The organism is Amycolatopsis sp. WAC 01376 (assembly GCF_003947415.1).
In the GTDB taxonomy this organism is placed as follows: domain Bacteria; phylum Actinomycetota; class Actinomycetes; order Mycobacteriales; family Pseudonocardiaceae; genus Amycolatopsis.
Window position 1 is genome coordinate 1,337,602 of sequence record NZ_QHKL01000002.1, and the last position, 21,501, is coordinate 1,359,102.

Here is a 21,501-nt window from a genome sequence, read left to right on the forward strand (position 1 = left end):
CTTCCGTTACCTGGCAGCCGGGAGCCGGCTGACGATTCCGTCGAGATGCGCCAGGCTCCTGGCCACATCCCGCTTCGGCAGATCCTCCGGGCTCCCCTCGCTCAGCGCGGTGTCCTGTTCGAGCACGTACCACCCGTCGTAGCCCGCCTCGTGGACGGACCTGACCATCGTTTCGATGTCGACGTCCCCGTCACCGAGCGGGACATACAGACCTTTGCCCACCGCTTCGGTATAGGGAAGCCTCCCGGCGCGGACATCTTCGGCGAGTTCGCCCCGCACGTCCTTGAGGTGCAGGTGCCCGACCCGTTCGGGGTACCGCTCGGCCAGCGCCACCGGATCGGTCCCGCCGATGAGGAGATGCCCGGTGTCCAGGCACAGCGGCAGAGTGGAATCGGCGAGGAAGCGCTCGACCTCCTCCTCGGTTTCCGCGTGCGTCCCGACGTGCGGATGCAGCACGGTGCGAAGTCCGTGGCGTGTGGCGATTTCCCCGATCGCGCCGGAGGTTTCGACGAGGGTCGCCCATTCGGTGTCGCTCAGCTTCGGCCGGTCGTCGTAGCCGTCGAGACCGGTGGCGGCGGCGAGCACGAGCACGTCGCCACCGCAGGCGGCGAACAGCGCCGCCGACTCCTCGGCCGCCGCCAACGCGGCTTCGGGGTTCTCGTGCAGTACGACGGCGAGGAACCCGCCGACCAGGTCGAGCTCGTATCCGCCGAGCAATGCGCGCAGCTCGGCCGGGTCTCGCGGCAGATAACCAGGCGGGCCGAGTTCGGTGGCGCGCACTCCCAGCTCCGCCATTTCGCCCAGTACGGTCCCCGCGTCGAGCACGCGGCCCCAGCCGGGGACTTCGCACACGCCCCAGGAGATCGGGGCGGCGGCGACGCGGATCCGGGATGTCGTCACGGGCATCGGCGGCCTCCTGAAGGTTCGGGGGTTCGGGGATCGGGTTAGAGCGCTCTATTGATTAGAGCGCTCTAATCATGTAGCGTCCGTCACAGTAAAGTCAAGGGCAGGGGGAGGATGGAAATGGCGCGACCGACGATGGAGGACGTCGCCGCGAAAGCGGGAGTGTCCCGTGCGCTCGTGTCACTGGTGATGCGCAACGCGCCGAACGTGTCCGACGAACGGCGGACGCGCGTGCTTTGCGCGGCGCACGAACTGGGGTACGAACCGCACGCGATGGCCAGGTCGCTGGCGAGCCGGACGTCGACCGTCCTCGGCGTGATGGTCTCCGATCTCCGCAACGCGTTCTTCGCCGACGTCGTCGAGGGGCTCGACGCGGCGGCCGAAGCGGCCGGATTCCATTTGATCCTCAACACCGGCGGCCGCAGTCCCGCGCGCGAGCGGGCCGCGTTGAAGAGCCTGTTGTCCTTCCGTCCGGCCGGGGTGATCCTGCTGTCGCCGGTGGTGCCCGCGTCGGCGATCGAGGAAGCGGCCGCCCAGGGACCCGTCGTCCTGGTGTCGCGCACTTCGCGCGCGCCGGGAGTGGACACGGTGAACGACGACGGCGAGGCGGGTTCCGCGCTCGCCGTCGACCATCTGGTTTCCTTGGGGCACCGGAGGATCGCCCATCTGGACGGTGGTCTGGCCGCCGGTGCCGCGGCCCGGCGCCGGGGTTACCAGCAGGCCATGCGGCGGCACCGGCTGCATCCGATCATCGTGCGCAGCGAGCACACCGACACCGCTGGGGAGAAGGCCGTGCTCGAACTGCTCGGCGACCCGCCGCAGGGTGGACTGCCGACAGCATTGGTGGCGGGCAACGATTTCAACGCCGTCGGCGCGATCTCCGCGCTGGAGGATGCGGGTCTGCGAGTCCCCGAAGACGTTTCCGTGGTCGGCTACGACAACACCTCGCTCGCCGCGCTGCGCCATCTCTCACTGACCACTGTGGACCAGCCGCGGACCGAAATGGGGCGGCTGGCCGTCGAGGCACTGCTCGAACGGGTCCGGGGCGAACGCGCCGAACCGGTCCGGCATCTGCTGCATCCGTCGCTGGTGGTCCGTTCGACCACCGCCGCTCCAGAAAGGTAACCACATGAGGTTGGGACTCGCCGGCGCCGGCCGGATCGGCACTTCGCACGCCGAGACCTTGAAGAGCTTCGACGAGGTCTCGTCCCTGGTCGTCGCCGACGTGGACGCCGCACGCGCCCAGGCGGCCGCGGCCAAACTCGGCGTCGAAGCGGCGACGGACATCCCCGCGCTGTTCGCGTCCTCTTTGGACGGTCTCGTGATCGCCGCGGCCACGGACGCCCATCCGGAACTGATCCTCAAGGCCGTCGACGCGGGGATCCCGGTGTTCTGCGAGAAACCGGTCGCCGCCGACATCCCCGGCACGCTCGCGGTGATCGACAAGATCTCCGGTTCGGACGTGCCGGTTCAGATCGGCTTCCAACGCAGGTTCGACGCGGGCTACGCGGCCGCCCGGGCCGCGGTGGCTTCGGGCGAGCTCGGCTGGCTGCACACGTTGCGCGCGACCACGCTCGACCCGGCACCGCCGCCCGCCGAGTACGTCGCGCATTCCGGCGGTCTGTTCCGCGACTGCGGGGTGCACGACTTCGACGTCGTCCGGTTCGTCAGCGGCCGCGAGGTCGTCGAGGTCTACGCCGTCGGGACGAACAAGGGCGAGCGGTTCTTCGCCGACGCCGGTGACGTCGACACGGCGGCCGCGACCCTGACGCTGGACGACGGAACGCTGGCGGTGGTCTCGTTGACACGCTACAACGGCGCGGGCTACGACGTCCGGCTCGAAGTGCTCGGCTCGGCGGGCAACGCCGTGGTGGGCCTGGACGACCGTGCGCCGCTGACCTCGGTCGAACCCGGCGTCCAGCCGTTGCCCGGCCCGGCCTACCCCGGATTCATGGAACGCTTCCGGCCCGCGTACACCAGTGAGTTGAAGGCTTTCCTCGACGTCGCCGCCGGTCGCGCGCCGAGCCCGTGCGGAGCGGCGGACGCGCTGGAGGCGTTCTACATCGCCGAGGCGTGCGAGCTCTCCCGCCGCGAACGCCGCCCGGTCCGCGTAGACGAGGTCCGCGTCTGAAGTGGCGTTGCCACGACGGGCGTGAGTGGCGATTCGGGTTAGAGCCAAGGGTGGCTCCGTTACCTACATTCTGGCTTCGGCTGATCGCGGGACCGCGGTCCGTGAAGGACTCCTTGAGGGACCCAGAGTCTCTCAAGGAGTCCTTCACGGACTAGAACACACGTCTATAGCCCCAGTAGTCCATCAGTCACAACGATGGCGCGCGAAGGCCTTCCCCCAGTACATGAAGGTCTCCTTCCTTGCGCCTAGGTACAGGAAGGGGTCCTTCATGTACTGGGGAAGGTGTGAAGGACCCCTTTCCTCGGCTGAGCCGAGGAAAGGGGTCCTTCACGCGCAGCCGCCGTGGCTGATGGTGCATCTGGGGCGGCCGTGGCGCCAACCGACGTAGTGAGGGCCTCCTTCCCTACCTTCAGGGTAGGTAAGGAGGCCTTCACGGACCGGTCGGTGACCGACCGCAGCCAGAAAGTCCCCTTCACCCCGCCCGACACGTCCCCAGGCCGCTGGCGCGCGAAGGCAGCTTGCTGCCAAAGACCGGACACCATGAGCCACCGTTCGCTACGGTGACCGCGAACCATGACAGGCGCCAGATTCGTGTCGCCGAACGCGCGAGGAGTGCGGATGCAGCCCAACCCACCGCAGCCGAACCCACCGCAGCCCGATTTCCCTCAATACGGGCAGCCGCCGGGCGGACCCGCGCAGTGGGGCGGCGCGCCGCCCAAGCCGAGGGCGAACGCCGTGGCGGCGGTGATCGCCGGCGTCCTGGCGCTGCTCGCCGCCGGCATGCTCGTCTGGTTCGCGCTCTACAACGTCGTCGTCGCCGCGGAGGCGGAGGGCCGCTCGCCGGGCATCACGGTGCAGAACATGGCCAGCGGCGTCATCTCCGCCGTAGTGCTGGTGGTCGCGGCGGGATTCACGTTCGCCCGCAAGATTGCCGGCGCGTGGACTCTGTTCGGGCTTTGCGTGTTCTACGTGGTCGCGGTCTTCGTGGGGACGCCACTGGTGTGGGGCACGCCCTTCGGCGCGCAGGTCAAGTGGCTCTTCAGCTTCGACGACAGCGACAGCACCGCCATGGCGCTGACGATCTTCCTCGCTGTCCTGACGGCGATCACGTCGGCGATCGCCGCCAGTGTGAAGTCGAACGACACCAAGAACTAAAGCTCGTCCAGGATCAGTTTCGCGCGTTCCTCGACGAGCCGGTAGCCGGAGCGTGCCGCTAGCTCTTGTGCCAGCTCGCCGTGTGTCCGGGCTTCCGGGTGTTTTCCCAGTCGCAGCAGGGTTTCCGCGAGTCCGGTCCGGGCGGCGGCCTCGCACCAGAAGAAGCTGGTCGTCCGCGCGATCGACAACGCGAGCCGATAGTGCTCGGCGGCCTCGTCGGGCAAGTCGAGCCGCAGGCAGACCTCGCCGAGTCCGACGAGGGTCCAGGCCTCGGTGCCCCGGTCGCCGATCTTGCGCGTCAGTTCGACGGCTTCGAGCGCGTCCGCGCGGTTCTGCTCGCTCGGGTCTCGCCTGCTTTCGAGCACGGCCCTGCCGGACAGCGCGGTCGCCTCGCCGTAGGTGTAGCCCAGTTCGCGGTTGGCCGCGAGCGCGCGGGTGTAGAAGTCGTAGGCGTCGTCGAGGAGGCCGAGGTCGCGGTGCACGTTGCCGAGGTCGACCAGCAGCACCGCGACGCTGAACCGGGCGCCGTCCCGTTCGGAGACCTTCAGCGCGCGGGTGAAGTTGGTGAGCGCCTCGTCGAGCTGACCTGTCTGCCAGTACGGGAAACCGAGGTTCGCCAGTGCCATCGAGACGGCCGGCATGTTCAGTTCTTCGCACAGCCGCAGGGATTCCAGCCCGCAGCGGATCGCCTCCTGCGGATCGCCGAGGCGCTGGTGCACCGCGCTCAGGTTGTTGAGCACGGCCGCGCGGCCGGCGTCCCAGCCTTCGAGGAGGTCTCCGCGCAGGGCACTGGTGAGGTGCTCGCGTGCTTCGTCGTAGCGGCCGCTGTTGACACAGGCGAGCGCGATGCTCAGGTGCATCGCCGCCTGCGCCTGCCCGGCCCCGCTGCGGCGGGCGGCTTTGAGCGCGGTCGAGGCGGTGTCGATCCATTCCGCGTGATGACCGCGCTGGTGGAAGAAGGCGCGGAGCGCGTCGGCGAGGTGCCAGGAGAACTCGGGCGGGCCGTGTTCGGCGCTGTGCTCGACGGCGGCGGCGAGGTTCGGCCACTCGGCGTCCAGCCACGCCAGCGCCTCTTCGGTGTCGGCGAAGGGTTTGTCCGCCGGTTCCTCGCGTGGCAGGCGCAGGAAGTGCGGGATGAGGGTGCGGCCCGCGGCGTCGGCGGTGGTCAGGTAGCTCTCGAAGAGCCGCCTCGCCGCGGCGTCGCGTTCGGGTTTCGTGTCCTCCGCCAGCGTGCGGCCCGCCGCGAAACTGCGGAGAAGGTCGTGGAATCGGTAGCGCCCCGGGGTGTAGCGCTCGACGAGATGCGCCGCCGCGAGCGCCTTGAGCTGTTGGTTCGCCTTCGAATGCGGGACGCCGGTCAGCGCCTGGGCGGCGGGGGCGGTGAACGTCTGGCCTGGCACGAGCGCGAGCCGGCGGAACAGTTGTCGGTGCTCCTCGGGAAGCGTCCGGTAGGAGACGCCGAACGCCGTGGTCACGGCACTTTCCTCGGCACCGTCGACGGTCAGCTCCGCCAACGGGTCGCCGCCGGCGAGCTCGCGGGCGAGTTCGGCGATCTCGGGTTCGCCGCTCGCGCCGAGGTTGGCCGCCGCGATCCGGAGCGCGAGCGGGAGATGCCCGCACAGCCGGGCCAGTTCCGCGGCCGCGACGGCTTCGGCGGCGACGGTTTCGCTGCCGAGCACGGCTTCCAGGAGATGCCGCGCGTCTTCGGCGGGCAGCACGGACAGCGGGAGCGCGCGGGCGCCGGTGCGGGCGATGAGGTCGCCGAGCCGCTGGCGGCTGGTGACCAGGACGGTGCCGGACGGCGGCAGCAGCGGCAGCACCTGGCCGGTGTCGCGCACGTTGTCGAGGACGAGGAGGACCCGCTTGTCGGCGAGGAGGGACCGGAGGAGCGCGGCCCGCGTGTCGGTGTCCGGCGGAATGGCCTTGGGTGCGGTGCCGAGTGCCTGCAGGAGCTGAGTGAGCGCGACGGCCGGGGTGAGCGGTTCGTGGTCCGGGTCGAAACCACGCAGGTCGAGGTACAGCTGGCCGTCGGGGAAAGCGTCGCGGACGCGGTGGGCCCAGCGGACCGCGAGCGCGGTCTTGCCGACACCGGCGGTGCCGCTGATGACCCAGATGTCGGTGCCCTCGGCCGCATGGCGGGTCGCCTCGTCGAGCCGCTCCAGCTCGCTCGCCCGTCCGGCGAACCCCCGGACGTCGTGCGGCAGCTGCGCGGGGCGGACCGGCTCGGGCCTGGTCGCGGGTTCGAGGGCGGGATCGGCGCCGAGGATCGCGGATTCCAGCCGTCGCAGTTCGGGGGACGGGTCGAGACCCAGTTCGGTACCGAGCCGGTCCCTCAAGGCGCGGAAAGCCTCGAGGGCGTCGTCGGTGCGGCCTTCGCGGTGCAGCGCGAGCATGAGCTGCCCGACGAACCGCTGCCGCAGGGGATGCGCGGCGACCAGTTCGGTCAGTTCCGCGAGGACCTGCCTGCCGCGACCGAGCCGCAGCTGCGCTTCGGCCCGATCCTCCAACGCCGTCCAGCGTTCTTCATTGATGCCGCCGCGAAGGCGCTGGGCGACCTCGCCGCTCACCACGTCGGACAACGCCTCGCCACGCCACAGCCCGAGCGCCTCGTCCAGGAGCTCCACGGCGGTTTCGTCGTCGGCGTCGCGGGCCTGCGCGGTCAGCTCGGTGAAGCGGTGCAGGTCGACCTGGCGCGGATCGAGTTTGAGCAGGTACCGGGTCCCCTCGGAGACGATCTCCGGCCCGCCCGCGCCGCGGAACACCGCACGCAGCCTGGACACCAGCGCTTGAACGGTGTTTCGTGCACTGGCGGGCGGTTCTTCGGGCCAGAGCAGGTCGATGATCCGGTCGCGCGGTACCGGTTTGCCCGCCTCCAGCAGCAGAACCGCCAGCACGAGCCGTTGTTTGGGCGAGCCGAGATCGACCGGATCGCCACCGGCCCACGCCTCGACGGCGCCGAGGACGCGGAACTCCACCCGGCCACCTCCGCTCACCCTCGTCAGAGCCTGCAAGCGTAGTGCAAGCGCCCTGCATCCGGCCCGCGTGATCCTTGCCGGGTGTCCACCGAGGACCCGTCGCCGGAACCGTGCCCAACCAACAAGACGGGCAGGACCCCCCATTCGGTTCCGGTACGACGGTGGGCACCTACACCTTGCACAGGCACCGCCTTCTCCAGTGGCGGTGGGGGTTGGGGGTAGTGCCAGCTCGACGTCTTCCCCCCGTGTCGTCGGACTGGCGCTTCTTCTTGACTGGGGCTGGGGTTTTTCCGTGAAGGCCACCTTGAGGGACTCAGAGTCCCTCAAGGTGGCCTTCACGGCTTTCGGCATGACCACCACTTGATCACTTGACAGCGGCGGGCTTCTGCCTGCACCCTTTCACTACTTAATTAGTGAAAGGGTGTTGCCGGTGGTCACCTTCCACTTGGACAAGGGCTCGGGCGTCGCGACGTACGTCCAGCTCGTCCAGCAGGTCAAGAACGCCCTGCGCCTGGGATTGCTGGAGCCGGGGGACCGGCTGCCGACGGCGAAGGAGGTGGTCGCCGAGCTGGCGATCAATCCCAACACCGTCCTCAAGGCGTACCGCGAGCTGGAGCGCGAAGGGCTCGTCGAGGGGAAGCCGGGCCTCGGCACCTTCGTCCAGAAGACGCTCGGAGGCGCTTCGTTCGCGGAGCGCACGCGCTTGCGAAAGAGCCTCGGCATCTGGGTCCGCGACGCGCGGGAATCGGGGCTGGATCAGGAAGACGTCGAGGCGTTGTTCACCTCGGTGGTGGTCGATGGCTTTCGAGGGGAGCGGACGGCATGACCGATAAACCCGTCATCGAGGCGACCGGACTCGGCAAGCGCTACCGCCGCAAGTGGGCGCTGCGCGACTGTTCCCTCTCCGTCCCGAAAGGCCGTGTCGTCGCCCTTGTCGGGCCCAACGGCGCGGGCAAGACGACCTTCCTGCACCTGGCCGTCGGGCTGCTGGACGCGTCCCTCGGCTCGGTCTCGATCCAGGGGACCACGGCCTTCCTCGCCCAGGACAAGCCGTTGTACCCGGGTTTCAGCATCGCCGAGATGCTCAAATTCGGCAGACGCCTCAACCCCGGCTGGGACGACGAGTTCGCGCTCAAGCGCATCGATTCGCTCGGACTTCCCTTGAAGCACAAGGTCGGCAAGCTTTCCGGCGGCCAGCGGGCGCAGGTCGCGCTCACCCTCGCGCTCGCCAAACGCCCGGACCTCCTGGTGCTCGACGAGCCGCTCGCGAACCTCGACCCGCTGGCCCGTCACGAGGTCATGCGCGGCCTGATGGAGGCCGTCGCCGAGACCGGGATGACCGTCCTGCTCTCGTCCCACGTCGTCTCCGATCTGGAGAACACCTGCGACTGGCTGATCGTCCTCAACGGCGGCCGGGTGCAGGTCAGCGGCGACATCGACGAACTCGTCGCCGGGCACCGGATCCTTTCCGGGCCGGTGGACGAGGCAGACGCGCTGGCCAAACGTGTCGCGATCGTGGACGAGGCGAGGGCGGGCAGGCAGGCGACCGTGTTCGCCCGCACCGAACCGGTCCCGCTGGGTCCACAGTGGACCGATCGGCCGTCGACCCTGGAGGAACTGGTGCTCGCCTACCTGCGGCGGCCCGAATCCGCGAGCCTGCCTCGTCCGACACTGGCTTCGGCGTAAGGGGGAACGATGCTCTGGCTCACTTACCGTCAGCACCGGATGCAGTTGCTGATCACCGCCGGTCTGCTCGTCGCCGTCGGGATCCTGTTGCTGGTCAACGGAAACGCCGCGGCCGGCAGTCCGGATCCGGCGGGTCTGTTCGCGGATCTGTACACCTATCTCTCCTGGTTGCAGGTCGTCCCGGTGGCGATCGGGGTCTTCTGGGGTGCCCCGCTGGTCGCGGCGGAATACGAACGCGGCACCACGAAACTCGCCTGGACCCAGTCGATCTCCCGATTCCGGTGGCTCGGCGTGAAACTGGGCGTCCTCGCCGTGCTCGCCACCCTCGGTGGTCTCGCGTTCGGCACGATGATGCAGCGCTGGGTGGAGGTCTTCCCCACCGATCGCGGCGACACCGCCTTCACCAGCCGCTTCGACAATCCGGTCCTGTTCGCGATGACCGGCGTCGCGCCCGGCGCGTGGTGGCTCTTCGGGTTCGTTCTCGGCACCGTCGCGGGAGCGTTCATCCGCAAGATGCTGCCCGCCATCGCCGTCACCATCGCGGTGACCGTCGGCCTGATGATCGGCATCGCCAATGTCCGTGACCTCTACGCGGAGCCGAAACTCGTCCCCATGGGCTTCGGCGACCAAGGCCCCGGAGGCCGGGTCCTCGAAATGGTCACGGACGCGGCCGGCGAGGTCACCGCGCTCAAGGTCCTGCCCGCGGACTTCTACTGGCGTTTCCAATGGACCGAAGCCGCGATCCTCGCGGGTGTCTCGCTCGTGCTCGCCGTCGCCGCGACCTTCGCCGTCCGGCGTCGTTCCTAGAAAGGCACATCTTCTTGCTTTGGCTCACCTGGCGGCAGCACCGTATCCAGCTGCTGGTCACCCTGGGATTCCTGGCCGTGCTCGGCGGCGTCCTGCTCCTCTCCGTGCAGGTCGCCGTCGGCGCCGCGAACGGCGAGATCTCCTTGTACTGTCACGGCGGCGGCGTCCCGTGCCGTGAGTACGACGCGGGGCTGGAGGATCTCTACCAGAAGGTCTACCCACTGGTCGCGATGGTGCCGTTCATTCCCTTGCTGGCAGGCGTCTTCTGGGGCGCGCCGCTGCTCGCCAGGGAGTACGAGCGCAACACACACCAGCTCGCGTGGACGCAGTCGGTCGGCCGCGGGCACTGGCTGGCCGTCAAGTTCGGTGTCCTCGCCGGGTGCGCGATGCTGGCCGGGCTCGCTTCGGGGCAGATGTTCGGCGCGTGGCTGGAAATGTTTCCTGGCAAGGCGGAGAGCTTCGCCGAGACGTCCTACTTCGGCGCGCTCGGGGTCGCGCCCGCAGCCTGGTGGCTGTTCGCCTTCACCCTCGGTACGGCGGCCGGGGTGCTGGTGCGCAAGACCTTGCCCGCCATCGCGATCACGGTCGCGGTGTTCCTCGCGGCAGCGATCGCCTTGCTGCTGCTGAGGCCGCATTACGCCGAGCCGGTGCGCACGCTCGGCCCGGATGCGGCCACGAAAGGGGCGCTGATCGTCAAGTTGGGCAGGGTCACGCCCGACGGCCGTGAGATGAGTTCGCTGGACAACGTGCCCGGTTGCCCGGTGGGGATAGGGAAGAGCGCGTGCGCTCAGGCGGCCGGGTATCAGGACTTCACCGTCTACCAGCCCGTCGACCGGTTCTGGCGGTTCCAATGGACCGAGGCGGGCATCCTGCTGGCCGCGACCGCGGTGCTCGGGGGAGTCGCGGTTGGGGGCACGGTCCGCCGCCGTCGCTGAGACGGCGGCGGACCGGGTACTTCAGTCGAGCTGGAGCTCGGGGGAGTACAGGTCGAACCAGTGGTAGAGGTCCAGCGCCCGGTCGATCCCGGAGCGCTGGGCCGAGGACATCGTGGCCGGGTCCACTTCGGACACTCGGTGCAGCCAGTCACGGTCGACCAGTTCGAACACCGGGTTGTCCCGTTCGGTCAGCGCCTCCTTGGCCTGCTGCTGCAACGCCGCCGCGTAGCCGGGGTCCTGAGTGGACGGATACGGGCTCTTGACCCTGTCCCGCACCGACGTCGGCAGCACGTGCTCGGTCGCGTGCCGCAGCAGGCTCTTCTCCCTGCCGTCGAACGTCTTCAGCGACCACGGCGTGTTGTAGACGTACTCGACGAGGCGGTGGTCGCAGAACGGCACGCGCACCTCGAGCCCGACGGCCATCGACGCCCGGTCCTTGCGATCCAGCAGCATCCGCACGAACCGGGTCAGGTGCAGGTTGCAGATCGTGCGCATCTTGCGGTCCTGCTCGCTTTCGCCGTCGAGGTGCTCGACCTGGGCGACGGCGGTGCTGTACTGGTCGGCGATATAGCCGGGCAGATCGAGCTTCTCCTGGACGTCGCCGCGCAGGAGCGCGCCCCGTTCGCTGGTGAGCCCCATCCGGAAGGCGAGCCAGGGGAACGTCCCCGAGTTCACCGCGGCTTCGTCGTGGAACCAGCGGTACCCGCCGAAGACCTCGTCGGCGGACTCACCGGACAGCGCCACCGTCGACTCGGCGCGGATCGCCTTGAACAGCAGGTACAGCGAGGTGTCCATATCCCCGAGCCCGGCCGGGATGTCCCGCGCGGCCAGCACCTTGCGGCGGACCTCGGGGTCGCTGAGCTCGGCCGGATTCAGCACGACGTCCTTGTGGTCGGAGCCGACCAGCCGCGCGACATCGCGGATGTACGGCGAGTCCGGGGTGTCGCGGACCTCGTCCGGCTGGAAGTTCTCTTCCTGGCCCTGGAAGTCGACGGAGAACGTGCGCAGCCGCTCGCCCTGTTCGGCCAGCCGCGCGGCGGCGAGACCGGTGACGGCGCTGGAGTCGAGGCCGCCGGAGAGCAGGACGCAGCGGGGGACGTCGGCGATGAGCTGACGGTGCACGATGTCGGTCATCAGCTCGCGCACCCGTTCGACCGTGGTCTCCTGGTCGTCCGTGTGCTGCTTCGCGTCGAGCTTCCAGTACGTCCGCGTGCGGATCCCGGAGCGGTCGACGGTGACGATCGTGCCCGGCCCGACCTCGTGCATGCCCTTCCACAGCGACCAGCCGGGGGTCTTGGTCATGGACATGAGCTCGCGCAGGCCGTCGGTGTCGACCACCTTGCGTGCCAAGGGGTTCGCGAGGATCGCCTTCGGTTCGGAGCCGAAGAGGACGCCGTCCGGGGTCGGGTAGTAATAGAACGGCTTGATGCCCATGCGGTCGCGGATCATCACGAGCTTCTCGTCGCGTTCGTCCCAGATCGCGAAGGCGTACATGCCGTTGAGGTGATCGACGACCTCGTCGCCCCACTCCAGGTAACCGTGGAGCACGACCTCGGTGTCGCTGTCGGTCTCGAATTTGTGGCCCCGCTTGGCGAGCTCCTCGCGCAGCTCGGTGAAGTTGTACGCCTCACCGCTGTAGACCATCGCGGCCAGCCCGGCTTCGGCCATCGGCTGCCTGCCGCCCGGCAGATCGATGATCGCGAGCCGTCGGTGACCCAGCGCCACGTTCGGCCGGACCCAGGTGCCCGAGTCGTCCGGCCCGCGGCACGCCATGGTCGCGGTCATCGCGTCGACGACCTCGCGGCGTTGGGTGAGGTCCGTGTCGAAGGAGACCCACCCTGCGATTCCGCACATCGCTACCTCCTGGTGATTAGTTAGCACATACAACTACCCGTAACACTGGTGTAACACGCTTCGGCGGGCTTGTCTGCCCGAATTGCACGCTCCGTCCGCAGTACGTCACGGTCTGTGGGCCACGTCACCGGGCATCAAGAAGTCGTAAAGGCACCCGATCGGGGCATCAAGAGGCCGTCAGGCAGGGGTCGCGCCGGTCTGTACCAGGCGCAGTGTTGCGAGGTCCTGGTCACCGATGGGGTGACCTGTCCTGAGAGGTGCCTAGTGGCCGACTTGCTCTACGCCGTGCTCCTGATCGGCGTATTCGTGGTTCTCGCTCTGACCCTGCGTGGTCTGGAGAAGCTGTGACCGGCACGGGAACCGTGGCCAACGTCGTCGGCGGACTGCTGGCGCTGGGGCTGATCGTCTATTTGTTCATCGCACTGGTCAGGCCGGAGAAATTCTGATGTCAGACGTCATGGCCGGCCTCCTGCAGGCCGGCCTCCTCCTCGTCGCGCTCGCCGTGGTCTACCGGCCACTCGGCGATTACATGGCGCGCGTCTTCTCCACCGAGAAGCACACCAAGGCCGAGCGCGGCCTATACCGCCTCTTCCGGGTGAACCCCGGATCGGAACAGCACTGGAAGACCTACGCGTCCGCCGTGATCGGCTTATCGTTCGTCTCCGTCGTTCTCCTGTACCTGCTTCAGCGGCTTCAGGCGATCCTGCCGTGGAGCCTCGACAAGGAACCTGTCTCCCCGGCGGTCGCCTTCAACACCGCCGTCAGCTTCGTGACCAACACGAACTGGCAGTCCTACAGCCCCGAAGCGACCATGGGTCACTTCGTCCAGATGGCCGGGCTAACCGTGCAGAACTTCCTGTCCGCGGCCGTCGGGCTTTCGGTCGCCATCGCGGTCGTCCGCGGCTTCGTCCGCTCGAAGACCGACCGCCTCGGCAACTTCTGGGTGGACCTGACGCGCGGCACGGTGCGGATCCTGTTGCCGATCGCCTTCGTGGCCGCGATCGTGCTGATCGCGCTCGGCGTCGTCCAGAGCCTCAAGAGCGGCGTCGACGTCCTCAACCCGGACGGGAGCACGAGCAAGATCGCGCTCGCGCCCGCGGCGAGCCAGGAGGCCATCAAGGAACTCGGCACCAACGGCGGCGGCATCTTCAACGCCAACTCTTCGCATCCGTTCGAGAACCCGAACGCCTGGACCAACCTGATCGAGATCTTCCTGATCCTGGTCATCCCGGTCTCGCTCACCCGCACGTTCGGCAAACTCGTCGGCAACACGCGGCAGGGTTACGTCCTGCTTTCGGTGATGGCCGGGCTCTTCACCGCGATGCTCACGGTGACCTGGCTGTCCGAAGCCCACGCGAGCGGGCCGGCGTCGCTGGCCGCCGGGGCGAACCTGGAGGGCAAGGAACAGCGGTTCGGCATCGGCCTGAGTTCGCTGTTCGCCAACGCCACCACCGGCACGTCGACCGGCGCGGTCAACAGCATGCACGACAGCTACAGCGGGCTCGGCGGCGGCGGAACCCTGCTCAACATGCTGCTGGGCGAGATCTCGCCGGGCGGGGTGGGCACCGGTCTCTACGGCATCCTCGTGATGGCCGTGATCGCGATGTTCCTCGCCGGGCTGATGGTCGGCCGGACGCCGGAGTACCTGGGGAAGAAGCTCGGCAAACGCGAGGTCACCTGCGCGGCGGTGTCGATGCTCGCCATGCCGACGGTGGTGCTGCTCGGCTCCGGTATCGCGCTGATGCTGGCCGACACCCCGGCCGCCATGACCAACTCGGGCGCGCACGGCCTCTCCGAGGTCCTCTACGCCTACGCTTCGGCGGGCAACAACAACGGCAGCGCGTTCGGCGGGCTCACCGCGACGAACGACTGGTTCCAGGCGTCGTTGTCGGTGGCGATGCTGCTCGGCAGGTTCATCCCGATCCTCGCCGTGCTGTGCCTGGCGGGATCCCTTGCCTCGCAACGGAAGGTCCCGGAGACCGCCGGCACGCTGCCCACCACCGGACCGCTCTTCGGCACGATGCTCGCGGGCACGATCGTGCTCGTCGCGGCCCTCACCTTCATCCCGGCGCTCGCGCTCGGGCCCATCGCAGAGGCACTCGCATGACCATGACTCAAGAACGCACTCCCGAGGAGATAACGCAGCACCACGTGGAGAACACGGGCCGCGTCGGTGCCGGGATCTTCAGCCCACGACAGCTGCTGACCTCCCTTCCCGAGGCGCTGCGCAAGCTGAACCCCAAGCACCAGCTCGCCAACCCGGTCATGTTCGTGGTGTGGATCGGCTCGGCGCTGACCACGGTCTTCGCGATCACCGACCCGAGCGTGTTCACCATCCTCATCACGATCTGGCTGTGGTTCACCGTCCTGTTCGCGAACCTCGCCGAGGCCGTCGCGGAGGGCCGGGGCAAGGCGCAGGCGGAAACCCTGCGGCGCAGCAAGAAGGAGACTGTCGCCCGCCGTCTCACCGAGGACGGCGACGAGGAGACCGTGCCGGGTGCCGACCTGCGCGTCGGTGATCTCGTGGTCGTCGAGGCCGGGCAGGTCATCCCTGGCGACGGCGACGTCGTCGAGGGCATCGCGACGGTCGACGAATCGGCCATCACCGGCGAGTCGGCTCCGGTCATCCGCGAATCGGGCGGCGACCGGTGCGCGGTCACCGGCGGCACCACGGTGCTCTCGGACCGTGTCGTCGTGAAGATCACCACCAAACCCGGCGAGTCCTTTGTGGACCGCATGATCGCCTTGGTGGAAGGCGCTTCCCGGCAGAAGACGCCGAACGAGATCGCGTTGACGATCCTGCTCTCGACGCTGACGATCATCTTCCTGCTCGCCGTGGTGGCGTTGCAGCCGATGGCGGGCTACTCCGGCAGCCAGCAGTCCGTGATCGTGCTGACCGCGTTGCTGGTGTGCCTGATCCCGACGACGATCGGAGCGCTGCTGTCGGCGATCGGCATCGCGGGGATGGACCGGCTGGTGCAGCGCAACGTCCTTGCGACGAGCGGTCGCGCGGTGGAAGCCGCCGGCGACGTCTCGACGCTGCTGCTGGACAAGACGGGAACGATCACCTTCGGCAACCGCAAGGCCACCGAGCTGATCCCGGTCGGACAGTCCACTATGGACGACATCGCCCAGGCCGCCCGGTTGTCGAGCCTCGCCGACGGCACGCCGGAAGGCCGCAGCATCGTCGAACTCGTCGCGAGGGAACACGGGCTCGCGGAGACCGCCTCCGACGGCGAGAAGCGCGCGGACTTCGTCGAGTTCACCGCGCAGACCCGGATGAGCGGCATCGACGTCGGCGAGCGGCAGGTCCGCAAGGGCGCCACCGCCGCCGTGCGCGAATGGGTCCGCGAACGCGGCGGCGACATGCCGGACGAGACCGAACGCGTCGTCGACGAGATCAGCCAGCAGGGCGGGACCCCGCTGGTGGTCGCGGAGTACGACGGCGCGAAAGCGTTCGTACGCGGCGTGATCCGGCTGTCCGATGTGGTCAAACCGGGCATGAAGGAGCGGTTCGTCCAGCTCCGCGCGATGGGGATCAAGACCGTCATGATCACCGGCGACAACCCGCTGACGGCCAAGGCCATCGCGAAGGACGCGGGCGTCGACGACTATCTCGCCGAAGCCAAACCCGAAGACAAGATGGCGCTGATCAAGAAGGAGCAGGAGGGCGGGCGGCTGGTCGCGATGACCGGCGACGGCACCAACGACGCCCCCGCGCTGGCGCAATCGGACGTCGGCGTCGCGATGAACACCGGGACCTCCGCCGCCAAGGAGGCGGGGAACATGGTGGACCTCGACTCCGACCCGACGAAGCTGATCGAGATCGTCGAGATCGGCAAGCAGCTGCTGATCACGCGTGGCGCGCTGACCACCTTCAGCGTCGCCAACGACCTCGCGAAGTACTTCGCCATCCTGCCCGCGATGTTCACCGGCATCTTCGCCCAGCTCGGCGCGCTCAACGTCATGCAGCTGGCGACGCCGAAGTCGGCGATCCTGTCGGCGGTCATCTTCAACGCCCTGATCATCGTCGGGCTGATCCCGCTCGCCCTGCGCGGCGTCCGGTACAAACCGTCCTCGGCCTCGGCGCTGCTGCGCCGGAACCTGCTGGTCTACGGCCTCGGCGGCATCGTCAGCCCGTTCATCGGGATCTGGCTGATCGACCTGCTCGTCCGTCTCATCCCTGGAATCGGGTAAACCATGAACGCACTGTTGAAACAGACCCTCGCCGGGCTGCGTGTCCTGCTCGTCTTCACGGTCTTGCTGGGTGTGGTCTACCCACTGGGTGTTTGGGCGGTCTCCCGGATCCCCGGCCTCGAAGGCAACGCGGAAGGCTCGATCGTCACCCAGGACGGGCAGGCCGTCGGGTCTTCGCTGATCGGCATCGACCCGGTCGCGGCCGACCCGGCCAAGGATCCGTGGTTCCACAACCGCCCGTCCGCGGGTTCGAAGGACGCCCTCGGCCCCGGCGACCCGTCGTCGTCCGGCGCGTCGAACAAGGGCCCGTACAACGAGGACCTGGTCTCCGCGATCGGTGAGCGCAAGAAGCTCATCGCCGCCCGCGAGGGTGTCCAGGAGTCGCGGGTGCCCGCCGACGCGGTGACGGCGTCGGGCTCCGGGATGGATCCGGCGATCAGCGTCGCCTACGCCGACCTCCAGATCCCGCGAGTGGCCAGGAACACGGGCCTGTCCGAGGAGAAGGTCCGGCAGCTCGTGGCGGAGAACACGAGCGGCGCCGGGATCGGTGTGCCGGGTGTCAATGTGCTGAAGGTCAACTTGGCCGTGCGCGACGCGGCCGGAGGAGCACACTGACAGACGTGGACGAGAACACGACCAAGCCGCGCCGGGGTGAGCTGAGGATCTACCTCGGCGCGGCCCCCGGCGTCGGCAAGACCTACGCGATGCTCGGCGAGGCGCGGCGACGCCTCGACCGGGGCACCGACGTGGTCATCGGCCTGGTCGAGACGCACGGGCGGAAGAAGACCGCGGAGCTCGTCGACGGGCTCGAGACGGTGCCGCGCCGCCGGTCCGCGCACCGGGACCACGAGTTCGAGGAGATGGACCTCGACGCGCTGCTCGCCCGCGCCCCCGAGGTCGCCGTGGTCGACGAACTCGCGCACACCAACGTGCCGGGATCGCGCAACGAAAAGCGCTGGCAGGACATCGACGAACTGCTCGCCGCCGGGATCGACGTGCTCTCCACGGTCAACGTGCAGCATCTGCAGAGCCTCAACGACGTCGTCGAGCGGATCACCGGCGTCACCCAGCAGGAGACGGTGCCCGACGAGGTCGTGCGGCGGGCCGAGCAGCTGGAGCTGGTCGACATCACGCCCGAGGCACTGCGCAGGCGGCTGGCGCACGGCAACGTCTACCCGGCCGAGCGGATCGACGCGGCGCTGGGCAACTACTTCCGGCCCGGCAACCTCACCGCGCTGCGGGAACTCGCGCTGCTGTGGGTCGCCGACCAGGTCGACGTGGCGCTGCAGCGGTACCGGGCCGAGCAGAAGATCACCGACACGTGGGAAGCACGCGAACGGGTGGTCGTGTCCATCACTGGCGGCCCCGAGAGCGAGACGCTGATCCGCCGCGCGAGCCGGATCGCGAACCGCGCGGGCGCCGAACTGCAGGTGCTGCACATCCTGCGTGGCGACGGGCTCGCCGGGATGGGGCCGACGGCGGTCGGCAAGTACCGGAAGCTGGCCGAGGAGGTCGGCGCGACCTTCCACACCGTCGTCGGCGACGACGTGCCGACGGCGCTGCTCGACTTCGCGCGCGGGGTGAACGCGACCCAGCTGGTGGTCGGGACCTCGCGGCGGTCACGCGTGGCGCGGTTGTTCGACGAGGGCATCGGCGCGGCCGTCGTCCAGCGGTCGGGCCCGATCGACGTCCACATGGTCACGCACGCAGAAGCGGGCGGGCGGCTGCGCGCCCGCTTCAACCGGAGCCCGCTCGCACCTTCGCGGCGTTTGACCGGCTGGGTGCTTTCGCTGGTGCTGCCCGCGCTGGCGACGCTGTTCGGTGTCCTGCTGAGGGACGAGCTCGACTTCTCCACCGACGTGATCGACTACGTCCTCGCGACGGTGCTGGTCGCGCTCGCGGGCGGGCTCGGGCCCGCGCTGCTCGCGGCGGTGTTCTCGGCCGGGCTGCTGAACTTCTTCTTCACCCCGCCGCTGTACAACCTGACCGTCCACGAGCCGCGCAACGTGATCACGCTGGTCGCGATGGTGCTGGTGGCGGTCCTCGTCGCGGCGGTCGTCGACACCGCCGCCCGGCGCGCGACGCAGGCCGCACGGGCGCGAACCGAGGCGGCGCTGCTCGCTTCGTACGCGCGGACGGTGCTCACGCACACCAACCCGATCGAGCGGCTGCTGGAGAAGGTCCGCGAGAACTTCGGCCTGACTTCGGTGTCGCTGCTGGAAAAGCGGGACGGGAAGTGGAAACGGGTGGCGAACGCCGGCACGGATCCCTGCGCCGACCCCGACCAGGCCGACGCCGACATCGCGGTCACCGCCGACGTCCACCTGACGCTGCGCGGCCGCGCGCTGCCCGCGTCGGACCGGGGAGTGCTGGAAGCCGTCGCGGGGCAGGCGTTGCTGGCCCTCCGGCAGCAGCGGACGGCGAAGGCGGCCATCCGCGCCGAACGCAAGGCCGAGGCGACCGAACTGCGCACGGCCCTCCTGTCGGCCGTCGGCCACGACCTCCGTACCCCGCTGACGTCGATCAAGGCAGCCATCGGCAGCCTGCGCGCGACCGACATCTCACTGTCCGAAGAGGACACCGACGAGCTGCTCGAAGCGATCGAGGAATCGGCGGACCGGCTCGCCGGGCTGATCGACAACCTGCTCGACTCGTCGCGGCTGGCGACCGGCGCGGTGCGCCCGCACCTGCGCCCGGTCGGCTACGACGAGGTGGTCTCGCACGCTTTGTCCAATGTGGACAACTCTGATTCGGTCGTGGTCGCGATCGACTCGCGGCTGCCGTCGGTGTGCGCCGATCCCGGCCTGCTGGAACGGGTCGTGGCGAACGTGATCGACAACGCGCTGCGCCACGGGAGGTCGAGCGAACCGGTCTCGGCCCGCGCCAGCACGCATTCGGACCATGTCGAACTGCGCATCGTCGACCACGGGCGCGGGCTCAAGAAAGGCACCGCGGACTCGGCGTTCGCGCCGTTCCAGCGGCTCGGGGGAGACCGGGACAGCGTGCCAGGCGTGGGACTGGGACTGTCGGTCGCCAAGGGGTTCACCGAGGCGATGGGCGGGCGGATCCGGGCGGAGGACACGCCCGGCGGCGGACTCACCGTCGTCGTCTCGCTGCCCGCCTATGTTGGTCAGGATCCGGAAAAGAGCCTCCTCGCGTTCGACGACGAGGGACTGGAGAACGAAGAGGAGGAGCGAGTGCGATGAGCGCAGACACCGCGTCGGCGACCGTCCTGGTCGTCGACGACGAACCGCAGATCGTGCGAGCCCTGCGGATCAACCTGTCCGCCCGCGGCTACAAGGTGATCACCGCGCACGACGGGACGGCCGCGCTGAAGGCCGTCGCCGAGACCAAACCCGACGTCGTCGTCCTCGACCTCGGCCTGCCCGACCTCGACGGCACCGAGGTGATCGCGGGCCTGCGCGGCTGGACGACCGTGCCGATCATCGTGCTGTCCGCGCGCGGCGACTCGGCCGACAAGGTCGAGGCCCTCGACGCCGGCGCCGACGACTACGTCACCAAACCCTTCGGCATGGACGAACTGCTGGCGCGGCTCCGCGCCGCCGTGCGCCGATCCGCGTCGTCCGGTGTGGACGGTGCGGACGCGGTGGTGGACACGGGATCCTTCCGCATCGACCTGGCGGCGAAGAAGGTGCGCCGGGACGGCAAGGAAGTGCACCTCACCAAGACCGAATGGGGCGTGCTGGAACTGCTGGTGCGCAACCGCGGCCGTCTGGTGGCGCAGAAACAGCTGCTGCACGAGGTGTGGGGACCGACGTATGAGACCGAATCGCACTACCTGCGGGTGTACCTGGCGCAGCTGCGGCGGAAGCTGGAACCGGAACCCTCGCGGCCGCGGCACCTGCTGACGGAACCGGGGATGGGATACCGCTTCGAAATGTGAGGCTCGCGGTCTGGGCTCGAGTGTCATGAAAGGGTCGTTCAGGACGTTTTTCGTCCTGAACGACCCTTTCATGACATCCGGCGCACCCGGCCGCCACGAACCTGCGGGAACGCCATGAACGGTCCGTTCCTTGCAAAATTTGCAAGGAACGGACCGTTCATGGCGCGCGTGGGGCCGTCGGAGGTTCGTTTCACCGCCGCGAAGTAGTGAAGGCCTCCTTGCCTACCCTCAAGGTAGGCAAGGAGGCCTTCACGGACCCAAGGCTTACTGAGCGCTGCTCGTGGAGGTGTCGCTGGCGCCGGAGGTGCTGGACCGGCCCGGGGTCGACTCGCTGGGGGCGCCGCTGGAGCTGGAGCCGCCACCCGTGGTGGTGGTGGACGTGGTCTCCGGCGGGGGTGTCGTGGTCGGAGGGGTCGTCTTCGTCGGCGTGGTCGTGGTCGGCGAGGTGGGCTTGGGGGGCGACGACGGCGGCAGGACCGTACGCGTCGGCTCACCGCCACCCGGATTCGGCGGCACGACCGGCGGAGGCGGCGTGACGACGCTCGTCGTCTCCTTGCCGTCCGCCCCGACCGAGGTCACCGTGGTCGGCGGCGCCGTCGAGCTGGAGGGCGCGCCGGGGATCGGCGAGCCGCTGACGGTCATCGGGCCGCCGGGGACGGCGTTGCCGGGGACCACCTGCACGCCGGCGGGGGCGATGCCCTGTCCGCCGCCGGGGACGCCGGTGCCGCCCGCGGTGGTGGAGACGCCGGGACCCGCGAGTTCGGCGATCGCGGCGAAGGCGGTCGCCACCACGAGGCCGCTGACGCCGAGTACGGCGTAGCCGGCGCGGTTGAGCTTGCCGGTGGCGCCGCGTGGGGGTGCCACGGACACGCGTGCGCTCGAATCAGACCCGTCGGGACGGGGCATGTGCTGGCTCCTCGGATGGGGGACTTCGGGGAGTTCGAGACGGCAGAC

17 protein-coding genes are annotated in these 21,501 nt (G+C 69.1%); 13 read left to right on the forward strand and 4 right to left on the reverse strand.

Features of this window, described 5'->3' with window-relative positions:
- Positions 1-6: 6 nt before the first annotated feature.
- Positions 7-906, reverse strand: a complete 900-nt coding sequence (locus DMH03_RS15625) for a sugar phosphate isomerase/epimerase (RefSeq protein WP_125792672.1) — start codon at positions 904-906, stop codon at positions 7-9.
- Positions 907-1,023: 117 nt separating this feature from the next.
- On the opposite strand from DMH03_RS15625, the gene DMH03_RS15630 reads away from it, so the two are divergent.
- From DMH03_RS15630 to DMH03_RS15640, 3 genes are all read left to right on the forward strand, one after another.
- Positions 1,024-2,028 (forward strand): LacI family DNA-binding transcriptional regulator, encoded by a 1,005-nt coding sequence (locus DMH03_RS15630; protein ID WP_125792673.1) that lies wholly within the window; start codon positions 1,024-1,026, stop codon positions 2,026-2,028.
- A gap of 4 nt (positions 2,029-2,032) precedes the next feature.
- Positions 2,033-3,034, forward strand: coding sequence for a Gfo/Idh/MocA family oxidoreductase (locus DMH03_RS15635; protein WP_125792674.1), 1,002 nt, complete (start codon positions 2,033-2,035; stop codon positions 3,032-3,034).
- A gap of 618 nt (positions 3,035-3,652) precedes the next feature.
- A complete protein-coding gene (locus tag DMH03_RS15640; protein WP_233611518.1) occupies positions 3,653-4,189 on the forward strand; it encodes a hypothetical protein in 537 nt (178 codons plus the stop codon).
- Here DMH03_RS15640 and DMH03_RS15645 read toward each other — a convergent pair.
- Positions 4,186-7,164, reverse strand: coding sequence for a BTAD domain-containing putative transcriptional regulator (locus DMH03_RS15645; protein ID WP_125792675.1), 2,979 nt, complete (start codon positions 7,162-7,164; stop codon positions 4,186-4,188). The genes DMH03_RS15640 and DMH03_RS15645 overlap by 4 nt on opposite strands.
- 430 nt (positions 7,165-7,594) lie before the next feature.
- Here DMH03_RS15645 and DMH03_RS15650 point away from each other — a divergent pair, with 430 nt between their 5' ends.
- The 4 genes from DMH03_RS15650 to DMH03_RS15665 are packed head-to-tail and all read left to right on the forward strand — an operon-like array spanning position 7,595 to position 10,592.
- Complete coding sequence (locus DMH03_RS15650) at positions 7,595-7,990, forward strand: GntR family transcriptional regulator (protein ID WP_125786566.1); 396 nt, start codon at positions 7,595-7,597, stop codon at positions 7,988-7,990.
- The gene (locus DMH03_RS15655; RefSeq protein WP_125792676.1) at positions 7,987-8,850 is read left to right on the forward strand and encodes an ABC transporter ATP-binding protein; all 864 of its coding nucleotides are present in this window, start codon (positions 7,987-7,989) and stop codon (positions 8,848-8,850) included. Before DMH03_RS15650 ends, DMH03_RS15655 begins: the two co-directional genes overlap by 4 nt.
- 9 nt (positions 8,851-8,859) lie before the next feature.
- Positions 8,860-9,657 carry an ABC transporter permease gene (locus DMH03_RS15660; RefSeq protein ID WP_125792677.1) on the forward strand — a complete coding sequence of 266 codons (798 nt, stop codon included), beginning with the start codon at positions 8,860-8,862 and terminating at the stop codon, positions 9,655-9,657.
- Between the two features lie 14 nt (positions 9,658-9,671).
- Positions 9,672-10,592, forward strand: coding sequence for an ABC transporter permease (locus tag DMH03_RS15665; protein WP_125792678.1), 921 nt, complete (start codon positions 9,672-9,674; stop codon positions 10,590-10,592).
- A 21-nt stretch (positions 10,593-10,613) separates the two neighbouring features.
- Here DMH03_RS15665 and asnB read toward each other — a convergent pair whose 3' ends face one another.
- On the reverse strand, positions 10,614-12,446 hold the full coding sequence (asnB, locus tag DMH03_RS15670; protein ID WP_125792679.1) for an asparagine synthase (glutamine-hydrolyzing): 1,833 nt from the start codon (positions 12,444-12,446) through the stop codon (positions 10,614-10,616).
- A gap of 344 nt (positions 12,447-12,790) precedes the next feature.
- Between asnB and kdpF the strand changes: the two genes are divergently transcribed.
- The 6 genes from kdpF to DMH03_RS15700 are packed head-to-tail and all read left to right on the forward strand — an operon-like array spanning position 12,791 to position 20,547.
- The gene (kdpF, locus tag DMH03_RS15675; RefSeq protein ID WP_020630647.1) at positions 12,791-12,892 is read left to right on the forward strand and encodes a K(+)-transporting ATPase subunit F; all 102 of its coding nucleotides are present in this window, start codon (positions 12,791-12,793) and stop codon (positions 12,890-12,892) included.
- Positions 12,892-14,553: a potassium-transporting ATPase subunit KdpA gene (gene kdpA / locus DMH03_RS15680; RefSeq protein ID WP_125792680.1), complete on the forward strand. Its 1,662-nt coding sequence runs from the start codon at positions 12,892-12,894 to the stop codon at positions 14,551-14,553. Before kdpF ends, kdpA begins: the two co-directional genes overlap by 1 nt.
- Positions 14,550-16,643: a potassium-transporting ATPase subunit KdpB gene (kdpB, locus tag DMH03_RS15685; RefSeq protein ID WP_125792681.1), complete on the forward strand. Its 2,094-nt coding sequence runs from the start codon at positions 14,550-14,552 to the stop codon at positions 16,641-16,643. Before kdpA ends, kdpB begins: the two co-directional genes overlap by 4 nt.
- 3 nt (positions 16,644-16,646) lie before the next feature.
- On the forward strand, positions 16,647-17,258 hold the full coding sequence (locus tag DMH03_RS15690; protein ID WP_125792682.1) for a potassium-transporting ATPase subunit C: 612 nt from the start codon (positions 16,647-16,649) through the stop codon (positions 17,256-17,258).
- A gap of 5 nt (positions 17,259-17,263) precedes the next feature.
- The gene (locus DMH03_RS15695) at positions 17,264-19,849 is read left to right on the forward strand and encodes a sensor histidine kinase KdpD (protein ID WP_125792683.1); all 2,586 of its coding nucleotides are present in this window, start codon (positions 17,264-17,266) and stop codon (positions 19,847-19,849) included.
- Positions 19,846-20,547, forward strand: a complete 702-nt coding sequence (locus DMH03_RS15700; protein ID WP_125792684.1) for a response regulator — start codon at positions 19,846-19,848, stop codon at positions 20,545-20,547. Before DMH03_RS15695 ends, DMH03_RS15700 begins: the two co-directional genes overlap by 4 nt.
- A gap of 264 nt (positions 20,548-20,811) precedes the next feature.
- Here the strand turns inward: DMH03_RS15700 and DMH03_RS42055 are convergent, their stop codons facing one another.
- Positions 20,812-21,453 carry a hypothetical protein gene (locus tag DMH03_RS42055; protein WP_158633088.1) on the reverse strand — a complete coding sequence of 214 codons (642 nt, stop codon included), beginning with the start codon at positions 21,451-21,453 and terminating at the stop codon, positions 20,812-20,814.
- Positions 21,454-21,501 lie beyond the last annotated feature (48 nt).